Genomic DNA, 14,881 nt, shown 5'->3' with positions numbered 1-14,881 from the left:
TTACCACCGCCCGGCCCAAGCTTGGAATTGACAAAAGAGGCGAGAAATACTATACTTGTTGCAACGAAATGCGTATAGGGGCGCGCCGTGGGTGCGCTCACAGCGTTCCTGCCGAAGCGCCGCGGTCGCATCGAACAGATGGACTGGATGGGCAAAAGGCTTCCTGCGGAACCAGCAGCGTGGTATAAAACAACGCTGATAAAATGATTTCTATACGATGCATCCGACGGAAGCAGATGCGTTTTTATGCTTCCCTTAATGCAGGGCAGGCTGTCTTCCGGGGCAGACCTGTGCTTTGCTGATTGAATTTTTGGAGGTTTTCGATGGCACAGACAAAAGAACAGAACCACGCTCCCGCTGCGGCCAATGCGTCCGGCGAAAAGCGCCCCCGCACTTCCCGCCGTCCCCACTACACCCGTCGGCCCCGCCGCCCCCAGCAGCCCAAAGAGGCTGCAACGCCCATCCATATCTATCCGCTGGGCGGCCTCGGCGAAGTGGGCAAGAACATGACGGTCTATGAGTGCTGCGGTGATATGATCATCGTGGACTGCGGCCTCGTCTTCCCGGATAACGATATGTTCGGCGTCGATATGGTTATCCCGGACTTCACCTTTGTGGTGCAGAATAAGGATAAGATCAAGGGCCTGCTCATCACCCACGGCCATGAGGACCACATCGGCAGCATCCCCTACCTGCTGCAGAAGTTCGATCTGCCCATCTACGGCACCCGCCTGACCTGCGGCCTCATCCGCAATAAGCTGGAAGAGTTCGGCCTTGCAGGCAAGACCAAATTCGTGGAGATCACTCCCCGTCAGAAGCTCAAGCTGGGCTGCTTCACCGTGGAGCCCATCCATGTGAACCACTCCATCCCGGACGCGGTAGCTTTCGCCATCGACAGCCCGGCTGGCACTATCATCCAGACCGGCGACTTCAAGATCGACTACACCCCGCTGGCCTGCGGCCCCACCGACCTTGCTACTCTGTCTGAGTACGGCCAGAAGGGCGTGCTGGCTCTGCTGAGCGACTCCACCAACGCGGAGCGTCCCGGCTTCACCGCCACCGAGCAGAAGGTGGCCGCCGGTGTCCGCAGCCTGTTTGCCCGGGCACAGAACAAGCGCATCATCATTGCGACCTTCGCGTCCAACATCTACCGTGTCCAGCAGATCATCGACCTCGCCGTGGAGGATGGCCGCAAGGTGGCCTTCAGCGGCCGCAGCATGGTCAACAATACCGCCATGGCTCAGGAGCTGGGCTATATGCACATCCCGGAAGGCACCCTCATCAGCATCGATGAGATAAACCAGTATCCGCCGGAACAGGTGGTGCTGGTGACCACCGGCAGTCAGGGCGAGCCTCTGAGCGCCCTGAGCCGCATGGCTTCCTGCAGCCACCGTCAGGTGCGCGTCGGCCCCGGCGACTTCATCATCATCTCGGCCAAGCCCATCCCCGGCAACGAGAAGAGCGTGACCAAGATCGTCAACGGTCTGCTCCTGCTGGGCGCAGAGGTCATCTATGAGGGCATGTACGACGTCCACGTCTCCGGCCACGCCTGTCAGGAAGAGCAGAAGCTGATGCTCACCCTGACCAGACCCAAGTATTTCCTGCCCGTCCACGGCGAATATAAGCAGCTGAAAAAGCACGCCATCACGGCGGCAAGCCTCGGCATCCCCACCAGCAACATCCTCATTGCCGAGAACGGCTCCAACATCATCCTCAGCCAGGACGAGATGAAGCTGGGCGAGCCGGTGACGGCGGGCGCTGTCATGGTGGACGGCCTCGGCGTGGGCGATGTGGGCAACGTCGTCCTGCGCGACCGCAAGCATCTGTCTGAGGACGGCCTCGTCATCATCGTGGCCACCGTGGACAGCAAGACCGGCAAAGTTCTGGCCGGCCCCGACCTCGTGAGCCGCGGCTTCGTCTATGTGCGGGAGAACGAGAGCCTGATGGACGGCGCCCAGAGCATCGTGGAGACGGCTCTTGACCGCTGCGTGGACGAGCACGTCCGCGACTGGAACAGCGTCAAGACCCGGGTGCGCGAGGCCCTGAGCAGCTATATCTACCGCCGCACCAAGCGCAGCCCCATGATCCTCCCCATCCTGATGGAGGTCTGAGTCTGCCCGCAGGAGGCATAACACTTCATGAAACAAAAACCAAGATGGACTCTTGAAATGCTGACCGCTGCGCTGGCGGTGCTCTGCGCCCTGCTGGTGCTGGTGCTTCTGGTGCAGCGCCCGGCCATCTGGCCTGTGCTGGTGGTGCTGGCGGTGCTGTGGTTCGCCCTGTTCGGAGTGTTCCGCTACCGGGTGCGCAGCTGGGTGGCCCGCTGGGTCTGCGGCGGCAGCTTCGAAAAATCGAAGACGCAGTTCAGCCTCGAGCCGCTGAGCCAGCCCGCCGCCCTCCTTTCGGGGGAGACGGTGCTGTGGTACAACACCGAGTTCCGCACCCGTCTGATGAAAGGCGAAGCCCTTCTGGTCCCCCGGGTGCAGAAAGTGCTGCCCGGCCTCGACCTGCAGGAGGCACGCAAGGTCAGCGGCCAGCTGCTCAATCTGGCCGACGGCGTGTGGAACGCTCACAGCTCCACCGTCCCCGGCGAGGCCGAGAGCATGACCCTTCTTGTCCTGAATGAGGAAACGGCCCTCCGCAAAGTGGAGGCCGAATATAAGGCCAGCCGCCCGGGCTATCTGGTCTTCCTCGTGGACGGCTACGACGACGTGTTCAGCGATATGCTGGACAGCGAGCGTGCCCGCCTGCTGGAAGGCATCAACCGGGTGCTGGAAGATATGATAGGCCGCGGCACGGGCTTTCTGCGCCGCGTGGCCAGCGGCCGCTACATCGCTGTGGTGGAAGAGCGCCAGCTGGAGCAGTTCGCCAAGCGCGGCTACGACGTGCTGGACAAGATCCGCGCCCTCGACCCCAGCGTGAACCTCTCCATCTCCATCGGCATCGGACGCGGGGCCAAGACCCTGCGGGAGGCTCAGGACATGGCCGTTCAGGCGCTGGATATGGCGCAGGGGCGCGGCGGCGACCAGGCCGCCGAGATGACCCCGGACGGCTTTACCTTCTACGGTGGTGTCAGCCACGGCGTGGAAAAGCGCAGCAAGGTGCGCAGCCGCATCGTGGCCGACCAGCTGGTCAAGCTTATCAAAGAGGCTGACCATGTGGTCATCATGGGCCACCGGATGAGCGACCTGGACGCCATCGGCTCTGCCGAGGGCGTGCTGCGCATCTGCAAGATCTGCGATGTGCCGGCAGTCATCGCCGTACGCCGTGACGCCACTTTGGCGGGCAGCCTCATCAACGCCCTCATCGCGGCAGGGCAGGAGGATGACTTCATCGACCCCAAGGGGGCTCTGCCCATCATTTCCCAGAGAACGCTCTGTATCGTCGTGGATACATACCAGCTGGGTCTGGTGGAGAGCCGCGAGATACTGGAAAAATGCGGCAAGGTGGCCGTCATCGATCACCACCGCAAGGGCGTCGGCTTCATCGAGAAAGCCGACCTCGTCTGCCACGAGCCCTATGCATCCTCGGCCAGTGAGCTGGTCACGGAGTTCTTGCAGTATGTAGGCGACCGGGACGACAAGCCCAACCGTATCGAGGCCGAGGGACTGCTCTCCGGCATCATGCTGGACACCCGTGACTTCACCCTCCACACCGGCGTGCGCACCTTCGAGGCCGCTGCGGCCCTCCGCCGCTACGGCGCGGAGACGGAGCACGTGCGTCAGCTCTTTGACGTGAGCATGGTGGAGTACACCACCAAGGCCAGACTGGTATCGGAAGCCCAGATGTACCGGGGCTGCGCCATCACCGTCAGCGGCGAGGTGGCCCCCGAGGCCCGGGTGGCCATCGCTCAGGCGGCCAACGACCTGCTGACCATCCAGAACGTGGAGGCCAGCTTCGTGGCCGTGCAGGTGGGCGGCGGCGTCAACATCTCGGCCCGCAGCCTCGGCGCGGTGAATGTGCAGGTCATCATGGAGTCTCTGGGCGGCGGCGGTCATCAGACCATGGCAGCGGCCCAGCTCAAGCATATCACCCCGGAGGCGGCCCACAGCCGCATCCAGACGGCCATCGACCAGTACCGAGAGGCCCAGAAAAAGAGCGGCCTCGAGTCGGAATCCGAACAGAAGAAAAAGGATAAACAGTGATGAAACAGTACGATTATCTTATCGTTGGCGCTGGCCTGTACGGCGCGGTATTTGCCCATGAGGCCAAGAAGGCCGGCAAGCGCTGCCTCGTCATCGACAAGCGCGCTCATATCGCAGGCAACATCTACACCGAAGAGGTGGAGGGCATCAACGTCCACCGCTACGGCGCCCACATCTTCCACACCAACAACAAGGCTGTGTGGCAGTACGTCAACCAGTTCGCGGAGTTCAACCGCTACACCAACAGCCCTGTCGCCAACTATCACGGCGAGATCTACAACCTGCCCTTCAACATGAATACCTTCAACAGGATGTGGGGCGTCGTGACCCCCGCCGAGGCGAAGGCGAAGATCGAGCAGCAGCGCGCCGAGGCCGGCATCACGGAGCCGAAGAACCTCGAGGAGCAGGCCATCAGTCTGGTCGGCACCGACATCTACGAAAAGCTCATCAAGGGCTACACCGGCAAGCAGTGGGGCCGCCCCTGCACCGAGCTGCCCGCTTTCATCATCAAGCGCCTGCCCGTCCGTTTTACCTACGACGACAACTACTTCAACGCCCTGTATCAGGGCATCCCCAACGGCGGCTATACCGCCATGGTGGAGAAGATGCTGGACGGCGTGGAAGTGCGCCTGGGCGTGGACTATCTGGCCGAGAAGGCAGAGCTGGACAAGCTGGCCGACAGGGTCGTCTACACCGGCCCGGTGGACGCCTACTTCGGCTACAAGCTGGGCGCATTGCAGTACCGCAGCGTCCGCTTTGAGACGGAGACGCTGGACACCGACAACTATCAGGGCAACGCCGTCGTCAACTACACCGACGCCGAGACGCCCTACACCCGCATCATCGAGCACAAGCACTTTGAGTTCGGTACCCAGCCCAAGACCGTCATCAGCCGCGAGTACAGCGCCGAGTGGAAGCCTGGCGATGAACCCTACTACCCGGTGAACGACGAGAAGAACGGCGCACTCTACGCCGAGTACAAGAAGCTGGCCGACGCCGAGCCGGGGGTCATCTTCGGCGGACGTCTGGGCGAGTACAAGTACTACGATATGGATAAGGTCATCGAGGTGGCGCTGGACGTCGTGAGCAGGGAACTGGCGTAAGCGTTGACGTAACAGCCCGATTGCTGTATACTAACCATAGAAATCCACCGGTTTTCCGGTGAGAAGTGAGGGATACTATCATGAAAGTGATTCTGAAGCAGGACGTCAAGGGCATCGGCAAGAAGGACGAGATCCACGAGGTCTCCGACGGCTACGCCCGCAACTTTCTGTTCCCGCGCAAGCTGGCCGCTGTGGCCGACGCCAGCGCGGTGAATATCGCCCGGGGCAAGGAGGCCGCTGCCGACTTCCACGAGGCTGAGAACGTGGCCGCCGCTCAGGCTGTGGCCGCGAAGCTCGAGGGCAAGACCGTGGTCATCAAGGCCAAGGGCGGTGCCTCCGGCCGTCTGCACGGCAAGGTCACCGGCAAGGAAGTCGCTGAGGCTCTGGCCCAGCTGGCCGGTTCTCCCATCGACAAGAAGAAGATCGAGCTGGAGACCAAGGACATCAAGGACGCGGGCGTCTTTAACGGCAAAGTCCGCCTCCATGTCGGTGTCGTGGCTTCCTTCAAGGTCCAGGTAGAAGTGGAGCAGGCCTGATTTGACCGCTATCTGCGCCCCCTCTCGGCAGGGGGCGCTTTTTGGCTTTACGGCATTTATATAAATAAAGCAGAAGGATAACGACCATGCCGAACGAACGACATTATAACGAACTCAACCTCGAGAGCGTGGGCATCAACCTGCCCTACAATATGCAGGCAGAGCAGAGCGTGCTGGGCGCGGTGCTGCTGAAACCCGAGACCCTGACCGACCTCGTCGAGATCATCCGGCCCGAGATGTTCTACACCCGGCAGAACGCTCAGATCTACTCCGAGATGCTCCGCCTCTTTACCAGCGATCAGACCATCGACTTCGTCACCCTGCTGGACGCCGTCATCTCGGACGGCGTGTTCCCCAGCGCCGACGAGGCGAAAGTCTACCTGACCGGCCTCGCCGAGACGGTCCCCAGCATCTCCAACGTCAAGGCGTATGCGCAGATCGTGCAGGAAAAGTATCTGGTGCGCCAGCTGATGGGTGTCGCAAAGGACATTTTGCAGGACGCGGGCGACGAGCCCGACGCCGACCTGCTGCTGGAAAACGCCGAGCAGCGCATCTATGAGATCCGCTCCGGCCGCGATTCCAGCGCCCTGACGCCCCTTTCTTCCAGCATGGTGGAGACTCTGACAAATCTGCAAAAGATCAGCGGCCCCGACGCCGACAAGTATAAGGGCATCCCCACCGGCTTCCGGCTGTTGGACACCGTCCTCACCGGCCTTGGCCGCGGTGACCTCATCATCCTCGCTGCCCGCCCCGGTATGGGCAAGACCAGTTTCGCGCTGAACATCGCTACCCGCGTGGCCATGCAGCAGAAGGTGCCGGTGGCCATCTTCAGCCTCGAAATGACGAAGGAGCAGCTGACCAACCGCATCCTCTCCGCTGAAGCGGGCATCGACAGTCAGGCGTTCCGCACCGGTGCGCTCCGGGCCGAGGACTGGGAGTATCTGGCCCTCGCCACCGAAAAACTGCACGACGCACCGATTTATATGGACGACACCTCGGGCATCACCATCACCGAGATGAAGGCGAAGATCCGCCGGGTCAATCAGGACCCCGCCCGCCCCAACGTGGGCCTCATCGTCATCGACTATCTGCAGCTGATGACCAGCGGCCAGCGCAGCGAGAACCGCGTGCAGGAGATCAGCTCCATCACCCGAAACCTCAAGATCATGGCCAAAGAGATGAACGTGCCGATCATCGCTCTGAGCCAGCTGTCCCGTGCGGTGGAAAAGCAGGGCAACAACTCCAGCCACCGCCCCCAGCTGTCTGACCTGCGCGACTCCGGCTCCATCGAGCAGGACGCCGACTGCGTCCTCTTCCTGTACCGCGACTCCTACTACGCCAGCCAGAACCCCGACGGCGCGGAGGTGGACGCCGACACCGCCGAGTGCATCGTGGCAAAGAACCGTCACGGCGAGACCAGCACGGTGCCGCTGGGCTGGGACGGCGCCCACACCCGCTTTATGGATGTGGACTTCAAACGCTGATGAACTACGAAGAGATCTTACAGACGGTGCGCGGCTTCTGCGCCCGGGAAAAGCTGCTGGACGGCAAAAAGCATCTCGCGCTGGCTGTTTCGGGCGGGGCCGACAGCATGGCCCTGCTCTGCCTCATGCGCCCGCTGGCCGAGGAAAAGGGCATCGCCCTCACGGTCTGCCACGTCAACCACGGCCTGCGGGGGAAGACGGCGGACCGGGACGAAGCCTTCGTCCGGGAGGTCTGCGCCCGGCTGGGCCTGCCGCTGCGGGTGTTCCATGCCGCTGAGCTGGAAGCCGAGGCAGGAAAGCCCCGGGCGGGGGAGGACTGGGCGCGCCGTCTGCGGTATGCCTGCTTTGAGCGGGTGCTGGCCGACGGGATAGATGCCGTCGCAACTGCCCATACTGGGAGTGACCAGGCTGAGACGCTGCTGTTCCGGCTGGCCAGAGGCACCGGCCTCCACGGCGCGGCGGGCATCCGGCCCAGCCGCCCGGGCTATCTGCGGCCTCTGCTCTGCCTGACGAGGGCCGACACCGAGGCCGTCTGCCGCGCCTGCGGCGAACGCTGGGTCACCGACGAGACCAACGACGCCGACGACTACGCCCGCAACCGTCTGCGCCACGGCGCACTGCCCGCCCTCTGCGGGGTCAACAGCGCCGCCGAGCGCAATCTGGCCCGCTTCTGTGAGAAAGCCGCCAAGGCGGACGAATACTTCGCCCGGCAGGCGGATGCGCTGCTGGCTTCGGCCCGGGCAGCGGACGCAAAAAGCCTGCCCGGCGGGGCGGGATACGCCCTGCGCAGCGGCCAGCCCGTGTGGATGTCAGAGCCTTTGCGGCAGACTGACCCACTCATCCTCGACATGGCCCTCCACAGCCTTGTGGAGCCGGTGCGGGACGCGGAGGAAAAATATATCCGTCTGCTGGCCGACCTTGTGGAAAAGGGCAGCGGCGCGGTGCAGCTCACCGACGCCGTCCGCTTCTGCGCCCGGGACGGCGTGCTCTGGCGGGAGGAAGCCGATAAAAACACCCGCCGACAGGGCGAAAAAGCGGACTGTCCGAAATTTGAAGTATCCCTGCCGGAGGGCGGCGATTATCCGCTGCCCGGCGGCAGAAAGCTGCATATCCGGGTGGTTTCGGCCTGTTTTGAAGAAAAAACACAGGGTGTTCATAAAAAAGACTTAAAAAATCAGGCAGATTATGCTAAAATAAACTCGATATGTCCTGTTCTGCGGCTGCGCTGCCGTCAGCCCGGCGACCGCTTCCGTCCGGCCGGGCGGGGGGTAGACCGGGAGCTGCGCAAATGGATGAACGAGGCGGGCATCCCGCCCCGGGAACGGGACACGCTGCCGCTTCTGGCGGCAGGCAGACAGGTGCTGTGGGTCTGCGGAGAGGGCTTTGCCGATGGGCTGGCCCCCGGGCCGGACACCGGGCAGCTGCTGCAGGTGGAACTAGAAAATTTTGGAGGAATCGAATCATGAGCATGAATGACGATATTTTGAAGGTCCTCGTTTCGGAAGAGGAGCTGAAAGCGAAAGTGGCTGAGCTGGGCGCTCAGATCAGCAAAGACTATGAGGGCAGAAACCTCGTTCTCGTCTCCATCCTCAAGGGCTCGGTGGTCTTTATGGCCGACCTGATGCGCGCTGTGAGCATCCCGTGCAGCATCGACTTCATGGTGGTGTCCAGCTACGGCGGCGGCAACACCACCAGCACCGGCCTCGTCAAGATCATCAAGGATCTGGATGGCGACCTCTCCGGCAAGGACGTGCTCATCGTGGAGGACATCCTCGACACCGGCATCACCCTGTCGAACCTCGTGCCGATGCTCAAGATGCGCAACCCGAACTCGGTGAAGATCTGCACCATCCTCGACAAGCCCAGCCGCCGCAAGGCCGACATCGCCCCGGACTACGAGGGCTTCGCGGTGCCGGACGAGTTCGTGGTGGGCTACGGCCTCGACTACGACGAGAAGTACCGCAACCTGCCCTACATCGGCGTACTCAAACCCAGCGTCTACGAAAAGTAAGAAATAAAACCAGAACTGGAGTTGATCCTTTTGCAACCTAAGAGACCTCGTATCAATCCGCTCATCCTCGCACTGGCGCTGGCCGCCGTGCTGATGGTCTGGTCGGTGATGGGCAGCGGGGCGGGCAGCACCAGCGGCTCGACCATGAGCTACTCCACCGTCGTCCATTACTTTGAGCACAATCAGGTCACGGCCTTTACGCTGGACCGCAACACCAGCGTCATCACCCTGAACCTGAAAGAAGGCGACCTGCCCCTGCCGGACGTCTCCTCCACCCAGAGCACGGTGCAGTCTACCGGCGGTCTGCTGAGCGGGATGTTCTCCTCCTCGTCGGAGTCCACCGGCGCAGTGCAGGAGGACGACGGCACCGTCACCGTCCGCTATAAACTGCCCTATGCCTACGTTTTCATTGAGAACGTGGACAAGTATATCGAGTCCTACGACGCGGCGAATCCCGACGCGCCCATGACCTACGACTACACCTCCCTCAAGGAGACCATCCCCTGGATGGAGATCATCTTCTATCTGGGGATGCTGGGCTGCACCGGCTTTTTGCTGTTCTCGATGATGCGGGGCGGCGTCGGCGGTGGCGGCGGCATCATGAATGTCGGCAAAGCCAAGGTCAAGGACGAGCACGAGAACAAGAAGACCGCCACCTTTGCCGATGTGGCCGGTGAAGACGAAGAGAAGGAAGAGCTGAAAGAGGTCGTGGAGTTCCTCAAGAGCCCCGACAAGTTCAACTCTCTGGGCGCACGCATCCCTCACGGCGTGCTGCTCGTCGGCCCTCCGGGTACCGGCAAGACCCTGCTGGCCCGCGCCTGCGCCGGTGAGGCCGGTGTGCCGTTCTACTCCATCTCCGGCTCTGACTTCGTCGAGATGTACGTCGGCGTCGGCGCATCCCGTGTGCGCGACCTCTTCGACAAGGCAAAAAAGACCATGCCCTGCATCATCTTCATTGATGAAATCGATGCTGTGGGCCGTCAGCGCGGTGCCGGTCTCGGCGGCGGTCACGACGAGCGCGAGCAGACCCTGAACCAGCTGCTGGTCGAGATGGACGGCTTCGAGGCCAACGATGGCGTCATCGTCATGGCGGCCACCAACCGTGCCGACATCCTCGATAAGGCCCTGCTCCGCCCGGGCCGCTTCGACCGTCAGGTCTACGTCGGCCTGCCCGACGTCAAGGGCCGCGAGGAAATCCTGAAAGTCCACACCAAGAACAAGCCCCTCGCCCCGGATGTCTCCCTCAAGGTCATCGCACAGCGCACCGCAGGCTTTGCGGGCGCTGACCTCGAGAACCTCGTCAACGAGGCCGCTCTGCTGGCTGCCCGCCGCAGCCGCAAGGCCATTACGATGGAGGACATCGAAGAGGCTTCCATGAAGGTCATGGCCGGCCCCGAGAAGAAGAGCCGGGTCGTCACCCCCGAAGAGAAAAAGCTCACCGCCTACCACGAGGCAGGCCACGCTGTGGCGGGCTTCTACTGCAAGCACCACCCCCGTGTGCATGAGATCACCATCATCCCCCGCGGTCAGGCCGGCGGCTACACCATGTATCTGCCCGAGAAAGACCGCAGCTACGTCACCAAGGGCGAGATGTTCGAGGACATCGTGTCCAGTCTGGGCGGCCGCGTAGCCGAGCAGCTTATCCTGGACGACATCTCCACCGGTGCGTCCAACGACCTGCAGCAGGCGACGAACATCGCCCGCCAGATGATCACCAAGTACGGCTTCTCCGAGCGCCTTGGCCCTGTGGTCTACGGCACCTCTCAGGAGGAGACCTTCTTGGGCCGCGACTTCGGTCAGGGCAAGGGCTACAGCGAGACCACCGCTGCTGAGATCGACAGCGAGATGCGGGACATCATCGACGAGGCCTACGAGACCTGCCGCCGCACCCTGACGGAGCATATCGACCAGCTCCATGCGCTGGCACAGGCCCTGATGGAGCGCGAGAAGCTGAACGAGAAGGAGTTCAACGCCGTGATGGCAGGCGAGACCCTGCCCTCGCGTGAGGACCCCGACGCAAAGCCCGCCGAGGATCAGCCCGCTGTCCAGCCTGTGGAACAGCCCGAGACCGCAGAGGCTGCGGAGCCTGCCGAACCTGCTGAGGCAGTGGATGCCGCCCCGCAGGAAGCCCCGGCCCCCGAAACGCCGGATGAAGGCGAAGCCAACCAGTAAACCAAGAGAAAGGGGAGAGTGTTGTGGAGGAAAATTTTGAACCGGTCGCGCGGACACGGGCCAACTATTACACCCCGGGCAGCCCGGTGCAGTTCGTCTGCGTGGAGCTGCTCAAGGGCGAAGTCAGCGGCGAACACGCGGTCTGTCTGACCTTTAAGAACATTTCCCGCGTGACCCTGACGGCACTGGAGATCCACTTCAAGTGCAAGGGCGTGGACGGCGTCATCCTCTGTGAGGACGAGTTCGAGTACCGTGACCTTACCGCAAAGCCCGGCGAGAGCTTCGGCATGGACGATGCCGTCTTTGTCACCCAGAAGGCCATCACCAGCGTGGACGTTACCCTGCGCAATGTCTACAGCGGCAGGAAGGTCGTCCACCTCGAGAGCATCAAGCGGGTGCGCCTGCCGGCCCCCCGCCGCCTGAGCGTCGAGATGCAGAAGGCCCTCGAAGCCCGGATGAACCGCACCGGCATGAAGTTCATGCCCCAGGTCTTCGAGAACGGCTGGTACTGCGCCTGCGGTGCCTTCCACCCGAAGGAAGAGGACACCGTCTACTGCTCCGAGTGCGGCAGTGACCGCATCCTTTTGCAGAACGCGCTGAACACCCTGCTGCAGCCGGAAGCCCCGGTGCGCCAGCCCGAGCCACAGCCTGCGGCCCAGCCGGTACGCCCGGCTGCGCCTGCTGAGGAGCCTACCCGCATCGTGGGTGCGGCGCAGGAGGAAGCCACCCGTATCATCCCGCCCCGGACGGCGGAGCCTGCGCCCGGCTATGCGCCTGCCGCTGAGATGGACGCGACCCGCGTGGTGACCCGCGCCCCGGAGCAGGAGGCTACCCGTGTCCTGCCCCGCCAGCCGGAGCCGGTGCGCCCGGCCAAGTCCTTTGCGCCGGACGAAGAGGTGGAGAAGTACGGCACCCGTGTGGTACCCTCGACTCCCGCCGCCGCGCCGTCCCGCCTGCAGGCAAAACCGCTGGACGAGGAGGACGACTGCGAAGAGGAAGACCCCCGCGACAGCATCGCTGAGACGCTCATCCGCTGGGTGCCGCCCATCACCGCCATCGTGTGTGCGGGCATCGCCCTGTGCGGCTTCGTGTATTCCCAGTTCATGATGTAAAATAGGATGTACGGCGGAGGAGGCAGAGGCTTCCTCCGCTTTTAATTTAAGGAATAACCTCTCCGTCTGCTTCGCAACCCGGGCAGTGGCACGCCGTAGGCGTGACGGAGAGGTTTAACAAGGAGAGATGATTATGCCTGACGAAGCTTTGCAGGCCGCGTTCGAGATAAAAGCGGCCTGCGACGACATCAGCCGGAAACTGCTGCGCTGGCACTGGGAGGAAAAGCCCGGCGCTCACAGCGTGGACGCCCTGCTGAAGCATCTGGCCCAGCGCCAGAAGGAGAGCCCCGACTACTACGAGCGCCTGCCGGAGCTGAATGGCCGCACCGGCTGGCAGCAGCTGGATACCACCCTCTGTATGCGTGTCCTGCTGGACCCGGAAAAGGACGCCGCCCGGCCTCTGGACCTGCTGGGCAATACGCCCCACCCTGCAGCGGCTCGCCGCGCCTGCAACGCGGTACGGATGGCCCGCAACGAGGCCGCCCACGCCTCCGACAGGACCGCAGCCGCACAGGCGGCGATCCGGTTCAACGAGGCCGTGGAGGAGCTGGAAGCGGGCTATGAGGGAACGGCCCTGACTACCGACGACCTCGAGAAGTATTACCGGATGGCGGAGGACTTTCTGTCCCGCTGCGGCGCGTCGGAGACCATCGAGCCTCAGAAGAAGGCTGAGGACGAGGCGCCCCGCCGTCAGAAGTCCCAGAAAAGCGGCAGCACATCCCGCAAGCGCCAGAGCGGCGGGAATCGTGCCGCTTCGGGCCGGGGGACATCCAGCCGCAGCCGGAATACCTCTGGCCGGAACAGCCGCAGCCGCCAGAATATGCAGACCACGGCCCGCCGCAAGAAGCGTCAGCGCACCCAGAGCCGCGCTCTCACCGTGGTGCTGCTGGCCGTCGTCCTGCTGGGCCTGCTGGTCCGGGCATGGACGATGGGGCTGATGAAGTGATACGCTCTACTGAGGCGGATTATGTGATGAAATGACCAAAAAATAACGTACTATAATTATAAAACGTCACTTTATCAATTTGATAAAGTGACCCTGATTGATAAAGTGACCCACTTTATCAGCAAGCCTCAGTTTATCACCTTGAGAAAGTGGGATTTTGGACGATGCTGCGTTAGAAAAATGTCACTTTATCAGATAACGCGCGGGTCTCAGAGGAAGTTCTCTGTAGTCCGACCTCTCCGTCAGCGCTAACGCGCTGCCGCAACCCGGCCTTGTCTGCGAAGCAGACTGAGAGGTTGTACAGAGAAGAAGCCTTCCCGTCATACCGCCCGTCCACCCCTCATACATTGTTGGACAAGGGGGTGTGCGGATGGAGCAGGGGACGGAGATGCTCTTTGCGCTGTTCGGCGGGCTGGCGATGTTCCTCTACGGGATGGACAGGATGAGCCGCGCCTTGCAGCGGGCGGCGGGCGACGCCATGAAGCGGCTGCTGGCCCGGCTGACGGCCACACCGCTGCTGGGCGTCCTCACCGGGCTGGCCGTGACGGCAGTGCTCCAAAGCAGCTCGGCGGCCACAGTAATGGTCATCGGCTTCGTCAGCGCCGGGCTGCTGGAACTGCCCCGGGCGGTGGCCGTCATCTACGGCATCAACATCGGCACCACCATGACGGCTCAGCTCATCGCCTTCGATGTCCAGACGCTGGTGTACCCGGTGCTGTTTCTGGGCTTCCTCCTCGACTTCGCGGCCCGCAGGCCCCGCTGGCAGGCCGTGGGCGAGGCGGTGTTCTCCTTTGGGCTGCTCTTCGAGGGCATCGACATTTTGGGCCGGGCTTTGCAGCCGCTGGCCGGGCAGGCGGTCTTTCTCGACTGGATGACCCGGGTGAAGGAGTCGCCGCTTCTGGGCATCCTGCTGGGCCTCTCCATGACCATGGTGGTGCAGAGCAGTTCGGCCACCATCGCGCTGCTGCAGAACGTGGCCCGTCAGGCCGGGCCGGACGGCATCCACAGCGTGCTGGGCCTTGCCGGGGCGGTGCCGGTCCTTCTGGGCGACAACATCGGCACGACGGTCACGGCCCTGCTGGCCTGCATCGGGCAGGGGAAGGACGCCGCCCGCGCCGCACTGGCCCACAGCTGCTTCAACCTCAGCGGGAGTCTGCTGGCGGCGGTGCTGCTGCCCTGGTTCGTCCGGCTGGTGGAGTTTATCTCCCCCAAAGGCCCGGAGCTGGAAGTCATTTCCCGGCAAATCGCCAATGCCCACACCGCCTTCAACGTCTGCTGCGCCCTGCTCTGGCTGCCTTTTTTGCCGTGGATGGTGCGGCTGGTGTGTGCGCTGGTGCCGGAAGATAGATAACAGAGAAAGCCCGATGCGATG

General features: G+C 62.9%; 11 protein-coding genes. All 11 read left to right on the top strand.

Features of this window, described 5'->3' with window-relative positions; translation table 11 throughout:
- The first annotated feature begins 323 nt into the window (after positions 1 to 323).
- The 11 genes from J3349_RS02255 to J3349_RS02205 all read left to right on the top strand — a co-directional run bounded on the left by J3349_RS02255 (position 324) and on the right by J3349_RS02205 (position 14,860).
- Positions 324 to 2,111 carry a ribonuclease J gene (locus tag J3349_RS02255; RefSeq protein WP_015564735.1) on the top strand — a complete coding sequence of 596 codons (1,788 nt, stop codon included), beginning with the start codon at positions 324 to 326 and terminating at the stop codon, positions 2,109 to 2,111.
- A gap of 27 nt (positions 2,112 to 2,138) precedes the next feature.
- The gene (locus J3349_RS02250; RefSeq protein ID WP_242699460.1) at positions 2,139 to 4,145 is read left to right on the top strand and encodes a DHH family phosphoesterase; all 2,007 of its coding nucleotides are present in this window, start codon (positions 2,139 to 2,141) and stop codon (positions 4,143 to 4,145) included.
- Positions 4,145 to 5,248, top strand: a complete 1,104-nt coding sequence (glf, locus tag J3349_RS02245; RefSeq protein ID WP_207676303.1) for a UDP-galactopyranose mutase — start codon at positions 4,145 to 4,147, stop codon at positions 5,246 to 5,248. Before J3349_RS02250 ends, glf begins: the two co-directional genes overlap by 1 nt.
- Before the next feature lie 80 nt (positions 5,249 to 5,328).
- The gene (gene rplI, locus J3349_RS02240) at positions 5,329 to 5,784 is read left to right on the top strand and encodes a 50S ribosomal protein L9 (protein ID WP_015564738.1); all 456 of its coding nucleotides are present in this window, start codon (positions 5,329 to 5,331) and stop codon (positions 5,782 to 5,784) included.
- 86 nt (positions 5,785 to 5,870) lie between these two features.
- On the top strand, positions 5,871 to 7,268 hold the full coding sequence (gene dnaB, locus J3349_RS02235) for a replicative DNA helicase (RefSeq protein ID WP_015564739.1): 1,398 nt from the start codon (positions 5,871 to 5,873) through the stop codon (positions 7,266 to 7,268).
- Positions 7,268 to 8,734, top strand: a complete 1,467-nt coding sequence (gene tilS / locus J3349_RS02230; protein ID WP_207676302.1) for a tRNA lysidine(34) synthetase TilS — start codon at positions 7,268 to 7,270, stop codon at positions 8,732 to 8,734. Before dnaB ends, tilS begins: the two co-directional genes overlap by 1 nt.
- Positions 8,731 to 9,279 carry a hypoxanthine phosphoribosyltransferase gene (hpt, locus tag J3349_RS02225; protein ID WP_158394769.1) on the top strand — a complete coding sequence of 183 codons (549 nt, stop codon included), beginning with the start codon at positions 8,731 to 8,733 and terminating at the stop codon, positions 9,277 to 9,279. Before tilS ends, hpt begins: the two co-directional genes overlap by 4 nt.
- 21 nt (positions 9,280 to 9,300) lie before the next feature.
- A complete protein-coding gene (ftsH, locus tag J3349_RS02220; RefSeq protein ID WP_207676301.1) occupies positions 9,301 to 11,451 on the top strand; it encodes an ATP-dependent zinc metalloprotease FtsH in 2,151 nt (716 codons plus the stop codon).
- A gap of 23 nt (positions 11,452 to 11,474) precedes the next feature.
- Positions 11,475 to 12,563 carry a hypothetical protein gene (locus J3349_RS02215; protein ID WP_158394767.1) on the top strand — a complete coding sequence of 363 codons (1,089 nt, stop codon included), beginning with the start codon at positions 11,475 to 11,477 and terminating at the stop codon, positions 12,561 to 12,563.
- Between the two features lie 133 nt (positions 12,564 to 12,696).
- The gene (locus J3349_RS02210) at positions 12,697 to 13,509 is read left to right on the top strand and encodes a hypothetical protein (RefSeq protein WP_207676300.1); all 813 of its coding nucleotides are present in this window, start codon (positions 12,697 to 12,699) and stop codon (positions 13,507 to 13,509) included.
- 370 nt (positions 13,510 to 13,879) lie between these two features.
- Positions 13,880 to 14,860, top strand: coding sequence for a Na/Pi symporter (locus J3349_RS02205; protein WP_207676299.1), 981 nt, complete (start codon positions 13,880 to 13,882; stop codon positions 14,858 to 14,860).
- Positions 14,861 to 14,881: the final 21 nt, after the last annotated feature.

It is taken from the genome of Faecalibacterium sp. Marseille-P9590 (genome assembly GCF_017377665.1).
Taxonomy (GTDB): domain Bacteria; phylum Bacillota; class Clostridia; order Oscillospirales; family Ruminococcaceae; genus Faecalibacterium.
Note: the sequence above shows the minus strand (reverse complement) of the source record. Positions and strands in the feature narration are given on the sequence as shown.

Coding starts and splice junctions, on each gene's coding strand:
- J3349_RS02255 (WP_015564735.1), top strand. CDS start 324: ATGGCACAGACAAAAGAACAGAACCACGCTCCCGCTGCGGCCAATGCG.
- J3349_RS02250 (WP_242699460.1), top strand. CDS start 2,139: ATGAAACAAAAACCAAGATGGACTCTTGAAATGCTGACCGCTGCGCTG.
- glf (WP_207676303.1), top strand. CDS start 4,145: ATGAAACAGTACGATTATCTTATCGTTGGCGCTGGCCTGTACGGCGCG.
- rplI (WP_015564738.1), top strand. CDS start 5,329: ATGAAAGTGATTCTGAAGCAGGACGTCAAGGGCATCGGCAAGAAGGAC.
- dnaB (WP_015564739.1), top strand. CDS start 5,871: ATGCCGAACGAACGACATTATAACGAACTCAACCTCGAGAGCGTGGGC.
- tilS (WP_207676302.1), top strand. CDS start 7,268: ATGAACTACGAAGAGATCTTACAGACGGTGCGCGGCTTCTGCGCCCGG.
- hpt (WP_158394769.1), top strand. CDS start 8,731: ATGAGCATGAATGACGATATTTTGAAGGTCCTCGTTTCGGAAGAGGAG.
- J3349_RS02210 (WP_207676300.1), top strand. CDS start 12,697: ATGCCTGACGAAGCTTTGCAGGCCGCGTTCGAGATAAAAGCGGCCTGC.
- J3349_RS02205 (WP_207676299.1), top strand. CDS start 13,880: ATGGAGCAGGGGACGGAGATGCTCTTTGCGCTGTTCGGCGGGCTGGCG.